The sequence below is a fragment of the Spiroplasma sp. NBRC 100390 genome (assembly GCF_001886495.1).
Classification (GTDB): Bacteria; Bacillota_I; Bacilli_A; order Mycoplasmatales; family Mycoplasmataceae; genus Spiroplasma.
Genome location: NZ_CP018022.1, coordinates 1,042,295 through 1,059,347, shown reverse-complemented (window position 1 = coordinate 1,059,347; position 17,053 = coordinate 1,042,295). Strand labels below are relative to the sequence as shown.

Annotated in this window: 13 protein-coding genes; 10 read left to right on the top strand and 3 right to left on the bottom strand. The window is 27.8% G+C overall.

Annotated elements, in window-relative coordinates; all coding sequences use genetic code 4:
* Nucleotides 1-463: 463 nt before the first annotated feature.
* Both S100390_RS04755 and mgtA read left to right on the top strand, forming a co-directional pair.
* Nucleotides 464-1,351: a hypothetical protein gene (locus S100390_RS04755; protein ID WP_070407129.1), complete on the top strand. Its 888-nt coding sequence runs from the start codon at nt 464-466 to the stop codon at nt 1,349-1,351.
* 388 nt (nt 1,352-1,739) lie between these two features.
* Nucleotides 1,740-4,472 carry a magnesium-translocating P-type ATPase gene (gene mgtA / locus S100390_RS04750; protein WP_070407128.1) on the top strand — a complete coding sequence of 911 codons (2,733 nt, stop codon included), beginning with the start codon at nt 1,740-1,742 and terminating at the stop codon, nt 4,470-4,472.
* A gap of 67 nt (nt 4,473-4,539) precedes the next feature.
* On the opposite strand, the gene S100390_RS04745 is transcribed toward mgtA, so the two are convergent.
* Nucleotides 4,540-5,892, bottom strand: a complete 1,353-nt coding sequence (locus S100390_RS04745) for a M17 family metallopeptidase (protein ID WP_070407127.1) — start codon at nt 5,890-5,892, stop codon at nt 4,540-4,542.
* Nucleotides 5,893-6,022: 130 nt separating this feature from the next.
* On the opposite strand from S100390_RS04745, the gene pepF reads away from it, so the two are divergent.
* The gene (pepF, locus tag S100390_RS04740; protein ID WP_070407126.1) at nt 6,023-7,828 is read left to right on the top strand and encodes an oligoendopeptidase F; all 1,806 of its coding nucleotides are present in this window, start codon (nt 6,023-6,025) and stop codon (nt 7,826-7,828) included.
* 50 nt (nt 7,829-7,878) lie between these two features.
* On the opposite strand, the gene S100390_RS04735 is transcribed toward pepF, so the two are convergent.
* Nucleotides 7,879-8,418 (bottom strand): cob(I)yrinic acid a,c-diamide adenosyltransferase, encoded by a 540-nt coding sequence (locus tag S100390_RS04735; RefSeq protein ID WP_070407125.1) that lies wholly within the window; start codon nt 8,416-8,418, stop codon nt 7,879-7,881.
* Between the two features lie 216 nt (nt 8,419-8,634).
* Between S100390_RS04735 and S100390_RS04730 the strand changes: the two genes are divergently transcribed.
* The 4 genes from S100390_RS04730 (at nt 8,635) to S100390_RS04715 (ending at nt 12,298) form a co-directional block, all read left to right on the top strand.
* Complete coding sequence (locus S100390_RS04730) at nt 8,635-9,429, top strand: hypothetical protein (RefSeq protein ID WP_070407124.1); 795 nt, start codon at nt 8,635-8,637, stop codon at nt 9,427-9,429.
* 72 nt (nt 9,430-9,501) lie between these two features.
* On the top strand, nt 9,502-9,891 hold the full coding sequence (locus S100390_RS04725) for a hypothetical protein (protein ID WP_197490509.1): 390 nt from the start codon (nt 9,502-9,504) through the stop codon (nt 9,889-9,891).
* Between the two features lie 25 nt (nt 9,892-9,916).
* Nucleotides 9,917-10,669, top strand: coding sequence for an ABC transporter ATP-binding protein (locus tag S100390_RS04720; protein ID WP_070407122.1), 753 nt, complete (start codon nt 9,917-9,919; stop codon nt 10,667-10,669).
* Nucleotides 10,670-10,813: 144 nt separating this feature from the next.
* Nucleotides 10,814-12,298: a hypothetical protein gene (locus S100390_RS04715; RefSeq protein ID WP_070407121.1), complete on the top strand. Its 1,485-nt coding sequence runs from the start codon at nt 10,814-10,816 to the stop codon at nt 12,296-12,298.
* Nucleotides 12,299-12,367: 69 nt separating this feature from the next.
* On the opposite strand, the gene S100390_RS04710 is transcribed toward S100390_RS04715, so the two are convergent.
* Nucleotides 12,368-13,753: a YitT family protein gene (locus S100390_RS04710; protein WP_070407120.1), complete on the bottom strand. Its 1,386-nt coding sequence runs from the start codon at nt 13,751-13,753 to the stop codon at nt 12,368-12,370.
* Between the two features lie 203 nt (nt 13,754-13,956).
* Between S100390_RS04710 and S100390_RS04705 the strand changes: the two genes are divergently transcribed.
* From S100390_RS04705 to S100390_RS04695, 3 genes are all read left to right on the top strand, one after another.
* Nucleotides 13,957-15,135, top strand: coding sequence for a hypothetical protein (locus S100390_RS04705; RefSeq protein WP_231918041.1), 1,179 nt, complete (start codon nt 13,957-13,959; stop codon nt 15,133-15,135).
* A gap of 80 nt (nt 15,136-15,215) precedes the next feature.
* Entirely contained in the window at nt 15,216-16,202 is a 987-nt protein-coding gene (locus S100390_RS04700) for a fructose-bisphosphatase class II (protein ID WP_070407118.1), read from the top strand.
* Between the two features lie 19 nt (nt 16,203-16,221).
* Nucleotides 16,222-17,013, top strand: coding sequence for an aldo/keto reductase family protein (locus S100390_RS04695; RefSeq protein ID WP_070407117.1), 792 nt, complete (start codon nt 16,222-16,224; stop codon nt 17,011-17,013).
* Nucleotides 17,014-17,053 lie beyond the last annotated feature (40 nt).

Genomic DNA, 17,053 nt, shown 5'->3' with positions numbered 1-17,053 from the left:
GTAAGTCTGAAGTACAAGTACTGAATATTTGTTAATTTTTTAGTAAATGCCAAACTAGAATGTTATTTATCAATCTACTATGCTACAAGATAATATATTATTTAAAAAAATTTTCCAAAAACTATTGAAAATGACGTTAATTTTATAATTAATATCATTAACATAATAAAATAAATGTGCCCAATAAAATGGGCATAAATTTAATAGAAATTAAAAAGACTGAATGAAATCAGTCTTTTTTTGTTGCAAAGCACCCATATATAAATCTTGGTAAGTTTATGCAAAAGATTAAATATATTTTATGTTTGTACATAGTTATTGATAATGATTTAAATAATAAATTTTGCATTTTATTATTTTTTTAATATAATTAAATTATGGTTTCAATAATATACTTCTTATCAGGGTATCTTAAATATTACCGACATTAAGGGTGGGCGGAGTAAAGAAAGTATAAAAAAGTATGAAATCACTATTAATTATTCTATCGTCTTTAACAATTGCTACATCAGGAATATTAGCAGCTGTACAAACTGAAACAGAAAATAAAACTAAAGAAGTACAAAAAACAAATTTTAATCTTTCAACCATTGATTGAAATAGTGTTAAAAATCATTTTACTTTAAAAGATTCAAGTTCATATCGTCAATTTGAACGAAGTATTGATTCAATAAGTAGTTCAGAAGAAATGCTTAAAAAAGCACAAGAAAAGTCACTTGAATTTATTGATAGTATTAAAGATAAAAATTTAACATTTGATCAATTCCTTCAAGAGGTTAATAAAAAAGCACAAGATTTTGATAAAAAAGATAATTATAAAACTCCAAGTAATATAAATGTTACATCAGAATTTAATAGCATTTTATCAAGTAAGAATAATTATTTTTATAGTACTTTTAGTAGTAATCAAAAAATTGATGATCTAAATGATGCTAAAGAAGCTTTAGCTAAATTTGACAAAGATTTAATGATTGCACAAAATACTTTATCAACTCTTGCTGTAATTGCTGGTGTTGCTGCAGCCGGTTTTTGAGCTGCTGCATGATGGTTCGGAATTAGCATTCCTTGAGCAATTGCTGCTACTGCTATTTCAGCTAGTTTAGGTGTTGCTGCAGCTGGAATTGGATTTTACCGTCATAAAACTAATTTAGATCCAGGAATACTTTCTTCTGCAAGTTGAGCATGAAATATTCGAACAATTGCATCATCTTTCAAAGAAATTGTGTACCCAGTTTTAATTGCATCAGAAACAACAGTAACAGCATCATCATGAGCCGTTCCGGGCGCTTTTGCAGCTATTGGAGCAATTGCAGTTATCTATGCATGGGTATCAGAATTTATTAACCTGTAATAAATTTAAGAACACTTAATTATAAACTAAATATTATAAACTAGAACTAAATTGCCTATAAAATAAGTTATAGGCAATTTTAATTGGAATTAATCAACTAGTTATATTTAAACCATATAATTTATTTCAATATATCATTTTTTATTAACTAATATTATGGACTTTTTTGTGTTATTTTCGTTATAATTAATATGTAAGAATAATAAAGGAAGGCTATGGTATGACCTATTCAAATGTATAAAAATTATGCAAAAGAAAAAGTTATTATGGATTTAGGAATTTTATTACTTTAAAGATTTAATTTAACAATTATTAATTTAAATTGTGTTAAAAGTCCTAAATTTATAATGGTTTGGGTGTAATTTTTATCAGAGAAAGGAGTTTTGTAATGGCGAAAATAATAACTAAATTTAAAGGTGATAATAAAGACTTTAAAGGACGCAAAAAAGAAATTGGTTTTTTAAAAACAGATGAAATTAAGCAGATTTCCCAATTTTCGCAAACTGAAATTTTAGAACATTTTGATCTTAAAAATTTTGGCTTAGATTATGATGAAGCAAAAGAGATGGGAAAAAAATATGGAGATAATTCGCAACAAAAAACAAAGTTTCATTGATTTAAACATTTTTTAAAAGTCTTATTAAATCCCTTTAATATTGTTTTAGCAGCAATTGCAACTTATAATTTAGTAAGTTATTTTACTTTGGGTGGTGATAGCTTTGAAGTAATTGGTGTTATTATTATTGCTATTATGATTATTATTAGTACTACAATTGCTTATATTCAAGATATTCGGAGTTTTTTGGTCACAAAAAAATTAACGGACTTAGTTAGTAATACAATTACAGTAATTCGATTAGAACATGATGAAAAAGTTGCGGAGGTTTCAGTTAATAATAATACAAGTTTAATTCGTGAAGCAAAGGAATTAGAAATTCATGAATTAGTACAAGGAGATTTGATTTATTTATCAAGTGGAGATATGGTTCCCGCTGATGTTCGTGTATTATGAAGTAATGATCTTTTTATTAACCAGTCAAGTTTGACTGGTGAATCAATGCCAATTGAGAAACATGCTAGTTACAACCCACATAAACCAAGTTTATTAGAATTAGAAAATATTTGTTACACAGGAACTAGTGTTATTTCGGGAAGCGCCATTGCAATTGTTGTTGGCGTTGGTCAAGATACATATTATGCGACAATTTCAAAAACATTACAAGTTAAGCCCCCAGAAAATAGTTTTAACCGTGGAATTAAAAGAACAACATGATTACTATTATCTTTTATGTTTGTAATGGTACCAATTGTTTTTGTTATTAATGGTGTTACGAAAAATGATTGATTAACAGCGTTATTATTTGCAATTTCCGTTGCAGTTGGGTTGACACCAGAGATGTTGCCAATGATTGTGACTTCTAATTTAGCCCGTGGCGCAAGTCGGATGAGTAAAGCTAAAGTTGTTGTCAAAAAATTAGAAGCGATTCAAAATTTAGGAGCAATTGATGTTTTATGTACTGATAAAACCGGAACATTAACAAATGATAAGATTGAACTAGTTGATTATCAACTATTAGATAAGAAGAAAGATGATCGGTTATTAACGTATTTATATTTAAATAGTTATTTTCAAACGGGGTTAAAAAATCCCATGGATAAAGCAATTATTCATTATATTGATGAGCATCATTTATCAAATTTTAAAAATAATTATCAAAAAATTGATGAAATTCCGTTTGATTTTAATCGTCGGAAATTAACGGTTGTTGTTCGTGGCAAAGATGAACATCATACTTTAATTTGCAAAGGTGCAATTGAAGAAATTGTGAAAAATTGTACAAAGATTGAATATAATGGTCAAGTTGAAGATTTAACTGAAGAGCATTTACGAATGATTAATGCAACAACAGAACGAATGAATAGTCAGGGTTTACGTGTTGTTGGATTAGCATATAGTCACGGGCATGACGCTGATACTTATTATTCATCAGCTGATGAAAAAGATTTAATTTTCTATGGTTTTGCTTCGTTTTTAGATAAACCAAAACCATCAGCGGCAAAGATGATTCAATTATTACGTAAAAATGGTGTTCAGTTAAAAATTTTAACTGGTGATAATGAACAAGTAACACGGGCAATTTGTGATCGTGTTCATTTAAAAATTAAGGGGGTTGTCACGGGTGATTATATTGAAAAACTAAGTGAATTTGAACTTCGTGATGTTGTTGAACAAAATAATGTTTTTGTAAAATTAAATCCATTGCAGAAAGCAAAAATTATTACTGCCTTAAAGCAAAATAAGCATATTGTTGGTTTTATGGGTGATGGTATTAATGATGCTCCGGTATTACGACAAAGTGATGTTGCCATTTCAGTTGATAATGCAACTGATATTGCGAAAGAAGCCTCAGATATTATTTTATTAGAAAAATCATTACTAGTATTGGAAAAAGGAATTGTTCAAGGACGACAAATTTTTGGAAATATTTTAAAATACATTAAAATTACCATTGCTTCTAACTTTGGAAATGTCCTAAGTATTTTAGTAGCATCAGCGTGGTTGCCGTTTCAACCAATGATGCCGATTCAAATTTTATTTCAAAACTTATTATATGATATGTCACAATTAGCGGTTGCTTTTGATAAAGTTGATGCTGATTTCTTATCAAAACCGCAAACATGGACGACAAAAGATATTTTACCATTTGTCTTTATTAACGGACCAGTCTCCTCAATTTTTGATATTTTAACGTTTGTTGTTATGGGCTACTACTTTGGTGTGTTAAGCAATCCACAGCATATTACTGCTGAACAAGTAACTTTATTCCAAACAGGATGATTTGTTGAAGGATTAGTAACACAAACTTTAATTGTTCAGCTATATCGAACAAGAAAAATTCCATTCTTTCAATCAATGTCATCATGGCAACTATTGGTGGCAGGGGCTGCTGTTATTGCGGTGGGAATTGCTTTACCATACACATCATTGGGACCACAATTAAGTTTAGCGCCATTACCAGCAATGTACTTTGCTTGATTTGCCTTATTAGTGGGTGGTTACTGTTTTATGAGTCAGGGCGTCAAAGTATTGTATATTAAAATATTTAAACGATGATTATAGATTTACTAATTGTAAATCTATTTTTTATCAAATAAAAAAACATCTTGCCCTTGCAAGATGTTTAATGTTATCCTTTAAACATTTCAAATAATGTTTTAATCATTACACCAGTTCCACGACCATCGCTAGTGTCAGCTGTGCCAGCAATGTCTAAATGAAGATATGGTTTTTCTTCAACAAACTCACATAGGAAAGCGGCAGCAGTTGAACTTCCAGCAAAGCGTGAACTCTCAGCATTAGTTAAATCAGCAATTGGTGTTTTACGCATTACGGCAGTATGTTCTTCTAAGATTGGCATTCTTCAAATTCCTTCGTGTGCATTTGTTGCTGCATTAGCAAATTGATCATATCAACCATCATTATTAGCAAAGACTCCAGTTAATCATTTTCCTAAGGCAACTAGAATTGCGCCTGTTAAAGTTGATGCTTCAATTAGTTTGTCAACATTTAATTTACGAATTGCATAAGTAATTCCATCAGCTAATACTAATCTTCCTTCTGCATCGGTATTGTCAATTTGAACTGTTTTTCCGTTCATTGAAGTAACAACTGATTCAGTTAGCGTTGCTTTTCCCCCAATACGGTTTTCAGTTAAACAAGCAACAGCAGCAATATTTGTTTTAACTTGCGCTTTTGCTAAAGCTAAAACTGTTGAACAAACAATAGCTGCTCCAGACATATCAAATTTCATTCCTGTCATAGCATTTGAAGGTTTTAGATTATATCCACCACTATCAAAAGTAATTCCTTTTCCGATTAAACCAACTTTTTTCTTGTTACTACTATCACCGGTGTATTCTAAGACAACAACTCGTGGTTCTAAGTAACTACCAGCATTAACAGATAATAATAATCCCATTTTTTCCTTTTCAATTTCTTTTTTATCTAAAACAGTAACTTTTAAATTGGCAATTCCTTTAGCAGCATTTGTAATTTTTTCTGCAAAAATTTCTGGATACATTAAGTTTGGTGGTGTATCTTGTAACATACGGGCAAAATTAACAAATTCCATTTTAATTTTAATTTCTGCAAAAACAGTTGCTGCTTTATCACAATTATGAATTAAGTTAATTGTATAAGTTTTTGGTTCTTTTTTTGTTGTTTTCAAAGTATAACTATCATTTAAAGCATACAATGTTCCTTCTGCTAGGGCTTTAAAGATATGACTATTTGGTTCAGCTCCTTTTTTAAAAGTATCAACCTCAATATTTAAATTATATTTTATTGTGCTCATAAATTTTTTAATAAAATCTTCTGCAGTTTTAAAAGTTAGTGCCTTTTCAAAATAAACATAAATTGTTTTTTGGTCTGAAATTAATGTTGTAACGCCATTTTCTTGCACAACCAATGGATTAATATCATCTCCCTTAAAGACTGCTTTTAATGTTAAATCTTGTTTTTTGTCATTTAATAATATCATTGTAAATTTCCCTCTTTCTATATAGATTATTATATAAGTATTATTATAACATTATCTAGGATAACGACAAAAATATTTTGTTTTTCCGTTATAATATGAGGTATAGTTTTGATAGAGAGAAGGGAAAATAATGAAGCGAAAAGATGCCTCGGCCCAATATAAATGAGATTTTAGCCATTTATATCAGGATAATAAAGCGTGAAAAGCTGATTTAGCTAAAATTGTAAAAAAATTAGAGGAAATTATTACTTTTAAAGGAAAGTTACATGATCCAGTTGTTTTTAAAAAATATGTTTTATTGGATGAAGAAATTGATTTAATTGCTAGTAAAATGGGACAATACTTGCATATGGGAGATATTGATACAACCGATTTATCATACCAAGAATTAGCTGGGATTTATTCAAATACTTTAAATCAAATTTCAAGTCAATTAGCTTTTATTGCTCCAGAATTAAAAGCGATTGGTGAAGAAACCATAATGATGTGAATTAAAGCTGATTCAGCACTTAGTGCATATGAATATAGTTATCGGAAGTTTTTTAAAAATGCGAAATATATTTTATCAGAACGAGATGAAGAAGTATTAGCGTTGGTTACTCGTTCTCGTGGTGTGGCCTATGATTTATATGATTTATTAGCATATGCTGACAAAAAACCAGTATTTATTGATTATCACGGCAAAAATACTGAATTAACAAGTGCTGTTTATAGTGAAATTATGGAGAAATCTGACCCGTTAACTGAACAAGAGTTTCGGATTCAAGCAGCAAAATTGTTTACAGAGCATTTAACTGACAAAAAACATTCTTTTGCTCGTGTTTATGAGGGAATTATTCAACATAGTGTTGAAGCGGTTCGTTTACGAGGTTATCAAAATACCTTACAAGCGGCATTAAGTGGTGATGATGTTTCAGAAGAAATTTATGAAAGTTTAATTAAATATGGTCGTGAAAATAGCCACTTGTTTGTTCGTTATAATGAATTATTAAAAAAACATTTTAAATTTAAAAAATTTTATGCAACAGATCGTAGTTTAAAATTAGTAACTAATGTTGCCTCGTTAGATAAAAAATATACGGTCGAAGAAGCAAAAGCAATGATCCGTGAATCATTACAACCATTAGGTTCTGATTATCTAGCGCAATTAGAAGTAGCGTGAAGCGATCATCGCATTGATTACTTTGAGGATACTAATAAGCGCAGTGGAGCTTATTCATCGGGTGGCTCGGGGGTTGATCCAATTATTTTAATGAATTGAGATGACACCATTGGGTCAGTTAATACATTAGCACACGAAGCAGGACATTCGGTGCATACTTTATTGGCAGATTTAAATAACAAGTATCCGTTAAATAATTACCCAATTATCTTGGCAGAAGTTGCTTCAACAGTTAATGAACATTTATTGTTTGATTATTTATATAAGCATGCAACAAGCAAAGAAGAAAAAATTTATTTATTGCAAAATCGCATTGATGAAATTATGGCTACTTTTTTCCGCCAAATTCATTTTGCTGATTTTGAATGAACAGCACATAAATTGGTTGAAAATAATGAGCCATTAGATGCTGATAAATTAGCTGATCTTTTTGAACAAAAAGCAAATGAATTTGGTTATACGGTATTTGATAAGTATGATGCAACAAAAAAAACATATGGATGACCACGGATTTTACATTTCTTTAATTCGCCATATTATGTTTATAAATATGCCACATGTATTGTTGCTTCTTTTAAACTTTATAATGATGTTATTAATGGTAAACCAGAACAGTTATTAAAATTTTTAAAACAAGGTGGGCAAAAAGAACCATTATTAATCTTAAAAGATATTGGGATTGATTATACTGATGCAAATGTTTATGCAGGTTTAATTACAAAACTAACAGCAATGATTAATGATTTAGAACAGTTATTATTAGGCAAAGACTAAGGTTTTTCAATATTATAATCATAAGAATGTTAATTTAACAAATAATTTAATTAAAATTCAATCCCTTTCCGGGCAGGAACTTTTTGGTAAAAATAATGTTTTGTTGCTTGGACATGACTCACTAAATCAACAGCATTAATTAAATTATCGGTAATATGGTGCCCAGAAAAAGCCATTTCGATGTTGGGGCTTTTATTTCTAATAACTTCAATTAATTCTGCTTCGGTAATTAATTCGTTATAAATACATCCAAGAAGTTCATCAACAATAATTAAATCAACTGTTGAATCTTGGCTTAGTTTTTTAAGTTCTTCAAAACCAACGCGCATTTCTTTCCGAAGAACTATTTTTTCTTGATCATCCATTTCTCAAAAAAACTTTGTGCTTGATGAATAGTAGTTAATTACTTCCAAATTAGGGTCAGCTAATTTTTGAAAAAATAACATTTCACCAGAAGTACGATTTTTTAAAAAGCGCAAATATTTAACCTTTCACTGGTACCCTAGAGCACGAATTGTCATTCCATTTAAAATCGATGTTTTTCCTTTTCCGTCACCATAATAAATATGACAGTAACCTTTTTTTTGCATAATTACCTCCTTATGTTATAAACATTGTACTAGAAAGTTCTGGGTTTTAGATTTTAAATATAAGGAAATATGTGATAAGATTAAATTACCATTTAAAGAATTTAAATGTAACTTAGAACTAACAATGAAAAAATAATTTTACATTAATACTAACTTTCAAGGAATTTACTATGAAGATATATTCAATATTAACAAGTAAATGAAAGGACAGATATTATGAAAAAGATGTTGTTAACAGCCATTATTATGGTGACATCATTAAATGGGGTTCCTTTAAATTATCAATCTCAACAAAATAATGATTTAAATAATATAATTACCGCCAAGGAACAAATAACATTAACGAATGATGCTTTAAGTTTTCTTGAAACATATATTAATACATTTATAAAGTTAAAAGACCATAATATTAATAGTATTTCTGTTAAAACAGAATTAATTAGTAAGATTGATGAAGTATTAACAGAAGGTGATTATAAGAATATTGGAATAATCACGCGCTTATATGAATTAAAAAATGAATTAATGGCAACTGATGATAAAGCAATTATGATTGATTCATTACATAGATATAGTAGTGATATTCGTGATAAAGTTAAAAATAATTTACAAAATATGATTTTAATATTAGAAAAAATGCGCAAAAGAGATCCGGCACAAATATCACATTTAATTTCTCGTTGTCATACCTTAATTAATCGTATAAGTAGTTTTGAACTTGATAACAAGGATAGTATTATTAGTTTTTTATTTGAAGTAATTCAATTCAAAGATGCAGTTATTATTCAATTAACTAATATGATAAATAATTTAATTAATATTGCTAGTGATGAAAAATATAATATTATTAAAATTAAATTAGAACAAATCAAGATTTTACAAAATAAAGTTAAAGATTTAAAAACCGAAATTGCTATTGTGCAAATTGGAATGACAAAATCAGAAGCCTATTATTGAGATGATTTTCATGCAGAGAGAAAAACTAATTTTAATTGATTGCAATATTATTAAACAAGACTAAAAAAAATAAGTTTTACTTATGATGTTTATCATGGTCAAAATTTGTGGGTGCGTTGAGTGGAAGTGATGTCTGATAGTTATCATGAAATATACTATAGTAATCTACCAGCGTTTTATGATGACCTTAGTGATGATTTTACAAATAGTTCAATTTCAATTGATTTAGGTGAAACAGAGAAAAATTCTCGTGGTTGATGAGTATATGAACAGGCTAGCACTAAATTTAAAAATAAAGATAATTTAACAAAAAAAGTTGGAGGCCTTATTATTGAAAATGTGAATGATATTGGTATTTGATGAAACCAATATTTAGAAATTAAAAATTTTAAAACAACATTTCATTTAAATGAAAAATATACTGAAGATACATTAAAAAATTTACAAGAGCAATTGAAAAAAACATTTATTTATATTAACAAATTAGAAAATGAAATTAGATTATTAGAAAACTAAGGTTTATAGGAAAGGAATTTTAAAAATGGTAAAAGTTAGATGCCAAGAATTATCTTTTGGATATAAACATAAAAAAATTCTTAGTGGTATTAATTTAAATATTGATGATGGGCAAATTATTGGCTTGATTGGACCTAATGGAGCAGGCAAAACAACCTTAATTAAAATTATTTTGGGACTGATTAGAAAAGATCAGTCCTTAACATATGATGATTTTTTTATTAATGTAAAAAAAACTGGTTTTGCCCCCGCCAATAGTTTTTTTGATCGTAATACAAGTGCAAGAGACCTTTTATTTTATCAAGCTTTTATTACAAAAATTAATTATCAGAAAGCAAAAAAATTAATTCCAAGAGTACTAGAATATTTTGATTTAACTGAACATGCACATAAAAGTTTTGCTAAATTTTCAAGTGGAATGAAAAAAAAGTTTTTATTAGCTTTAAGTTTACTTAATGATCCAGATTTATTAGTTTTAGATGAACCAACCGCTAATTTAGATCCTGATACTAGAAAACAAGTTTGTGAGTTAATTTTTAAGTTACACCAAAGAAATCCTAAAATGACAATTGTTATTGCTTCCCATATTTTGTCAGAATTGGAATCCTTAATTAATTTTGTTGTTATTCTTAATGAAGGTCAAATTTTATATAATAAAAATTTTGATTATAAACAAGAAAGTCTTGAACAATTATATTATGGTCAAATTGAAGGGGCTAAAAAAGAAAATGAAGAAAGGGAGTTGTTTTTTAATGTGATTATGATTATTTCTATTTAAAAAAAATTTTAAATCAAAAATAATGTGATTATGATTACTTTTTGGTTTTGTTATCACTATGACTTTTTTTTCTTTTTTCTTTTTAAATTATGCACAAGTAATTAAAAGCGGTTCTGCTACTCTTATCATGGTTTTTTTCGAATAATGTATCTGATTTTTACTCCTATTTTTGTTACATATTTAATTATTATTAACTTTAAGGAAGAACAAAATAATGGTATTCTTTATTCATATGTTCTTAATTTTAAATATCGTAGTAATTTAATTCTTTTTAAATTAACCTTTTTTTATTGTTTTAGTGCATTATTTTTTACCATATTATTATTTTTACCCAGTGTTATTTTAACAATTACAATATTAAATAGTGGAATTTTTAGTTATGATTATTTTATTTATTTAAAATTTTATTTTGTAATTTTATTATATTTAATATTATTGGTTCCAATTATTTTTCTTTTTTGTTTTATTACATCAAAACTTTTTGCCTTAACTTTTATTACTTTTCTTAGCTTATTTTTTACTGCCTTATACTGAATTTTGCCTTTAATACCGTATACTACTAATCAGGGGCAATTTTTTTTAAAGGAACACCTACCATATAAAAGCGGTTATGAGACTAATAAATTAAAAGTATTGGACTTAAGTTATATTGATACAAATTATTTTCTAATTTCACAGAATCAATATTATTTAGATTTATTAGATAGTTTAGAAGAAAATAATTTAGATAAGAATATTAAGGCATTTTATCAAATGAGTAGTTATATTATTAATTCACCGTTAATTAATGATGAAAATATTATTAATACGTTTGTTCAAAATGTTAAAGATAGTTTAGAATATAGTAATGAAGAAAAAGTTTATAATTTTATTTTCATTGAAAACAACATGTTAAAGGCATCTGATTTTGGCATAAAATTAAATATTAATCCCTCAAATACTAGATTTAATAATCAGTTATTGATTCCATTATATAGAAATGGTTATCTTAATAAGGAACCAGTTTTAAATCAAAACACTTATGTCAGCATTATAGAAAAACAATTATTAGAAACTTTTGAAAAAGAAAAAGAATCTAATCAGTTAAATAATTTTTTAGAAAAAGGTGAACAATTAAAATTAAAATTTTTGGAAATTAATAACTTAATTATTGAAAATAATTCTTCATTTTTTGCACAATATTTTTCCTATTTAATTATTAATCACTCTGCTTTTTTAAGAAATATTTTTAATACTATAAATGATACTTTTATTAAGGAAGCAGAAATACAAGAAAAAAACCTAGAAAAACATGTTTATAATAAAAGAAGTGTTTGAGAAGGATGAGGGGGTTATATTAGCAAAATTGTTAAAAATGTTTATTTTGTTGATCACTTTGAAATTACATTAAAACAATTAATTGATCCTTATACATTGTGGACATTTGCACAGGGCTCTTTTCCGACTCAAGTTTTATATGATGTGCACAAAGTAAATAACAATTATTATGAATATGATTTTAAAACAATGGCTCCTAATAATAAAAGAAGTCTAATTGGTACGTTAACAACATTGTTTGTTGTAAATACTTTTGCAACGTGATTATTATGTTATTTATTCAACCGTTATAAATTTATGGATCATAGTTAAAATATTATTGTAATTTTTAAAGGAAATAAAATATCACCAGTAAGGTGATATTTTATTTTAAGAAATAATTTAATTATCATTATGAGGCATGTGTTTAATTTTAAAGGTTGTTTGGGCACGAATAATGGCATCATTGTCAGCTAATAAAATCGTTTCTGCAATCCGTTTAAACATTGTTAGGGGAATGGTAATCATTACCATATAAGCATTGTCTTTATATTCACCATTATAATTAGTAGTAACTTTTCATAATGCATTATGGGCGAAACCATTTTCTTTTAAACGGGTAATAATAACTTCTGGTTTGTCACTTATAATTAGTAATGATGTGTTTCTGTAACGAGGGAAAACTTTGTTTGAAACAATACCACAAATAATAATTACCATAAAGGCAGCAAAGAATGGCGCTGAGAAGTAATAGGTTGCAAAAGATGGATTTGGGGTAGGTGTCTTTATTGCATAACTCATGGCTCAAGTAATAAGCATTAAAACTGTATTAACAATAATTGAAATATTACCAACTGGTTTTTTCTTTTTGCGTGAAATATAATTATTAACAATGTCAGTTCCACCAGGGCAAGCATCAGCGATGTATAAGAAACCAAAGGCAATTCCATTTAAGATTGCAGCAATTAATCCAAAGAAGAAAATTCATAAATCATGAATTGTTGGGTCGGTAATTTTATTTAAGTCTTGTAAAAAATGAAAATCATTAGCGTTAATATAAGGGATGCCGTGATAAGATCCAACACCATTTAAAATAATATGAAAGATTGCTTGAGCAACCATAAAAATAATAGTATTAATGGTAAAACGATGACTTACAAAGAATCAACTAAAAATAATTAAGGGAATATTATTAACAATGTAAAAAACATAATACATTAAGTTTGCATTATTAATATTATTGCTATTTAATGGTGGAAAAATATATTGTGCAAAAATTCTTCCTAATGCTCCAATTCCAGGTGGTAAAACTTTTGATGGTGACAAGAAATAATCAAAAGCAATTGTACAAATCAATCCGGCCAAAACAAGGTACATATAACCTCTAATTTGTGTTTTTTTCAAATAGTTTCTTAGTTCTAAAGAAGTTTCTTGTTTGATCATTTCTTTTTTATTAATGTTACGAATCTTGGTAATCCGAACATCATCGGCAAGTCCTAATTTATCTTCGACATTAATTAATTGTTCTTCATAGCTAACAATTTTATTAACAAAACGATGTACCATTGCGATTTCTTTTGAGTTTAATTGTTCTAGTTGCAATTTTAATTTAAATTCTTTTGTTTGATCAGGATGTTTTTTTAACCGTTCTAATTTTATTAATAATTGTTGACGTGATTCGTGTGTTTGTTGGGTATAGTGTTTTAATAATTTTTCTGCTTGTTTAATATTTTTTTTAATTATTTCATATTCTTCATAGTTACTAATTTTATTTCCTTTATTTTTCATTACTTATGAATCTCCCATATCATATATATATTCATTATTATTATATTCCTACTTTAAAAAAAATAAAAAAAAGTTGAAAAAATTTAACATTTAGTGCTATTTAGTGTAAGATATAACTAAATAATTTTGAAGAAAATTATAAAATGATACATAATATGTAATAAAAATATGTAGTAAAAAGATGGGATTAGGTAGTTATAAAAATGATGAATGCAAAAGAAAGCAATAATGCAGATGAACATTTGTTAAAATCAGAAGAAACAAAAAATGATTTAGATTTGATTCGGTCAAAACGCCGAATTATTTTAGGGATTCTATATGGATTAATATCAGCAGTTGGATATTCATTTGTCCCCCTGATGTTATACATGATTCCCGAACAAGGACCTTACGGAAATTTAGCGTCACCAATTAATGCAACATTTTATGTTACCATTCAAGAAATAATGGCAGCATTTGTGATGTTTATTTTTTATAAGCCAAAGAATTTTATTAGTTTTTTTAAAATGCTACGTCATAAGGAAACATGATTAGTTGTTTTATACGGATTTTTAGGTGGACCGTTCGCAATGGTTTTTTTCCAGTTATCAGTATTATTAACAATTAACAATATAGGGCAAACTGATGGAACAGTTCCTGGTTTATTATTAAACTTAAATGTTATTTTAGCTGGAGTTGGAAGTGCAATTTTCTTTCGTGCTCGCCAGAGTAAATACACTTGAACAGCATTAGCTATTTCAACTTGTTTAATTCTAGGAATGTCAATTCATTTTGCTATTAATGAAGGGTTAACATGAAAATCAATTGGTGGGATGTGTTTAGCTTTAATAACAGCCGCTTTATATGCGATGGAAGCATTAGGAATGTCGCACTTAATGAGTTCTTCAAAAATTAATTTTACTAATCATGAAACAGTTTCAATTAAAACAGGTTCTTCAGCATTATTGATGTTATTATTAGGAACACCAATTGCTGCTGTTGCTTCACATCAAAGTTTTGTTGAAGGTTATAAAGTGTTTGCTAATTTTCAATATTATCAATATGCCTTAATTTTTATTGTTGGTGGAATCATTATGGGTAGTTCACGTATGTTATATTATGCTTGTTTAGTAATGTCAGGACCAACTTATACAACATCAACACAATTATTAATGTTCTTTTGAACTCCAATTTGACAGTATATCTTTATTGCTACTGGCGTTCCAAATGAAATTTTAGAACCAACTTGATATTATTGAGTATATGTTATTCCAATTGTTTTTTGTACTTTTGTTATTTCCAGCAATGAGTTTCTGATGTATGCTGGCAAGGTTGGTTGGAAGCGGGCCTTTCACGAACTGTTTGGAAAGATCCCAAAAGAATCAGACACAAAAAAATTATAAAAATAAAAATGTAAGTTACTTTACATTTTTATTTTTGCAATTATGTGATTAAATATTAATAGCAAGCAAAGGAATGAACAATGGAAACAAATAGTCTTTTATTTTTACGCGCAGTCCAGTTAGCTGTGATTGCTGCATATGAATTAGTTGGCAAGAATGATAAAAATATGTTAGATCAAAAAGCGGTTGATATCATCAATAAGTTATTAACAAATAATGATGTTAAGGCCAAAATCGCAATTGGCGAAGGTGAACTTGATGCAGCACCAATGTTGTATCAAGGGCAGACTTTTTCTCATCAACAAGCAATTACTTTTGATATTGCTGTTGACCCAATTGAAGGAACAGCTCCAGCCAGTAAAAACGAACCGGGTTCAATCTCGTGTATTGCTATTGCTAAAATTGATACAATGTTACAAATTCCAGAAATGTATATGGAAAAATTATTTTTATCAGAAGACTTAGGAGCAACGATTGATTTTTCTCAACCAATTGAGAAAATCCTATTAACTTTATTAAGTATCAAACAAAATTTATCATGTATTATTCTAAATAAACCTCGTCATCAAGCAATTATTAAGACAATGCAAGCATTAGGAATTCATGTTGAATTAATTAATGAGGGTGATGTTTTGGGGGCAATTGATGTTGTACTAAAAAAAGCGGATTTTTTATATGGAATTGGTGGTGCGCCAGAAGGTGTTCTAATGGGAGCATTAGCAATTGCAACTAACTATAAAATGTTTGCACGTTTAACAGCATATGAACAAGTTTGACCAAATGAAAGTGAAACTAAAGATCGGATGAAGATTGAACAACAAGCATTAGCACACAAGAAAATTAGTTATGATACAATTTTTTCCGAACGGGACTTAGTTGCTGATGAAGAAGCAATGTTTTTTGCAGCTAGTTTAACGGGTGGAACTGTTTTAAAACCATTACAAATCATTGATCATGAATATGTTGTCCATTCTTTTATTGGTTACAATAATATTTATCATCAAATTATTTCAAAATATCCAATAACAAATAATGTTCAGGATTTATTAAACAAATATAGTAAATAATTTAGAGGAGGTTGTAAAGATGCCATTTCGTTTAGAAAAAATTGCATTTGGGACTTTGTTTTTAAAAAAAGAAGAGGCAATTATTAATGCCTTACAAAATGGTTATAAAATTATTGATACTGCTAAAGTTTATCAGAATGAAGAAATGGTTGGCCAAGCAATTAAAAAATATTTAATTACTAATAATGCAAAAAGAGAAGATGTTATTATTGAAACAAAAATTTGATGTGATGATATTGAAACAGAGAATACAACAAATGCGGTACTGGGGGCTTTAAAACGACTAGATGTTAATTATTTAGATATTGTTTTAATTCATCGTCCAAATATGAATTTTCACAAAACAATTAAAGCCTATGTTGAATTATTAAAATGTAAGGCACAGGGTTTAATTCGTGTCGTTGGTGTTAGCAACTTTGATAAAGATATGATTGAAGTTTTATTTGAGAAAACAGGGATTTATCCTAACATTAATCAAATTGAATTTAGTCCCTTTAATCAACGCTGAGATCGGGTACAATATTGTCAGGATAAAAATATTTTAGTCCAGGCATATTCGCCAATTACGAAGGTTTTAGAAAATCAAATTTTAATTACGGAAGCAAAAAAATATAATTGTACCGTTGCCCAATTGGTTTTAGTGTGAATTAAATATTTTAGTATTCAACCAATTGTGAAAGCAGAAACATTAGAACATATTAAAGAAAATAATAGTATTGAAAAAATTAAGTTAACAAAAAAGACAATTCAATTGTTACAAAACTTAAATATGTATGATAATGTTTATGCTGAAACATTTGATGGAATTTAATTCAACGGTAATATTGAAATTATTAGTTGATAATTTGAAA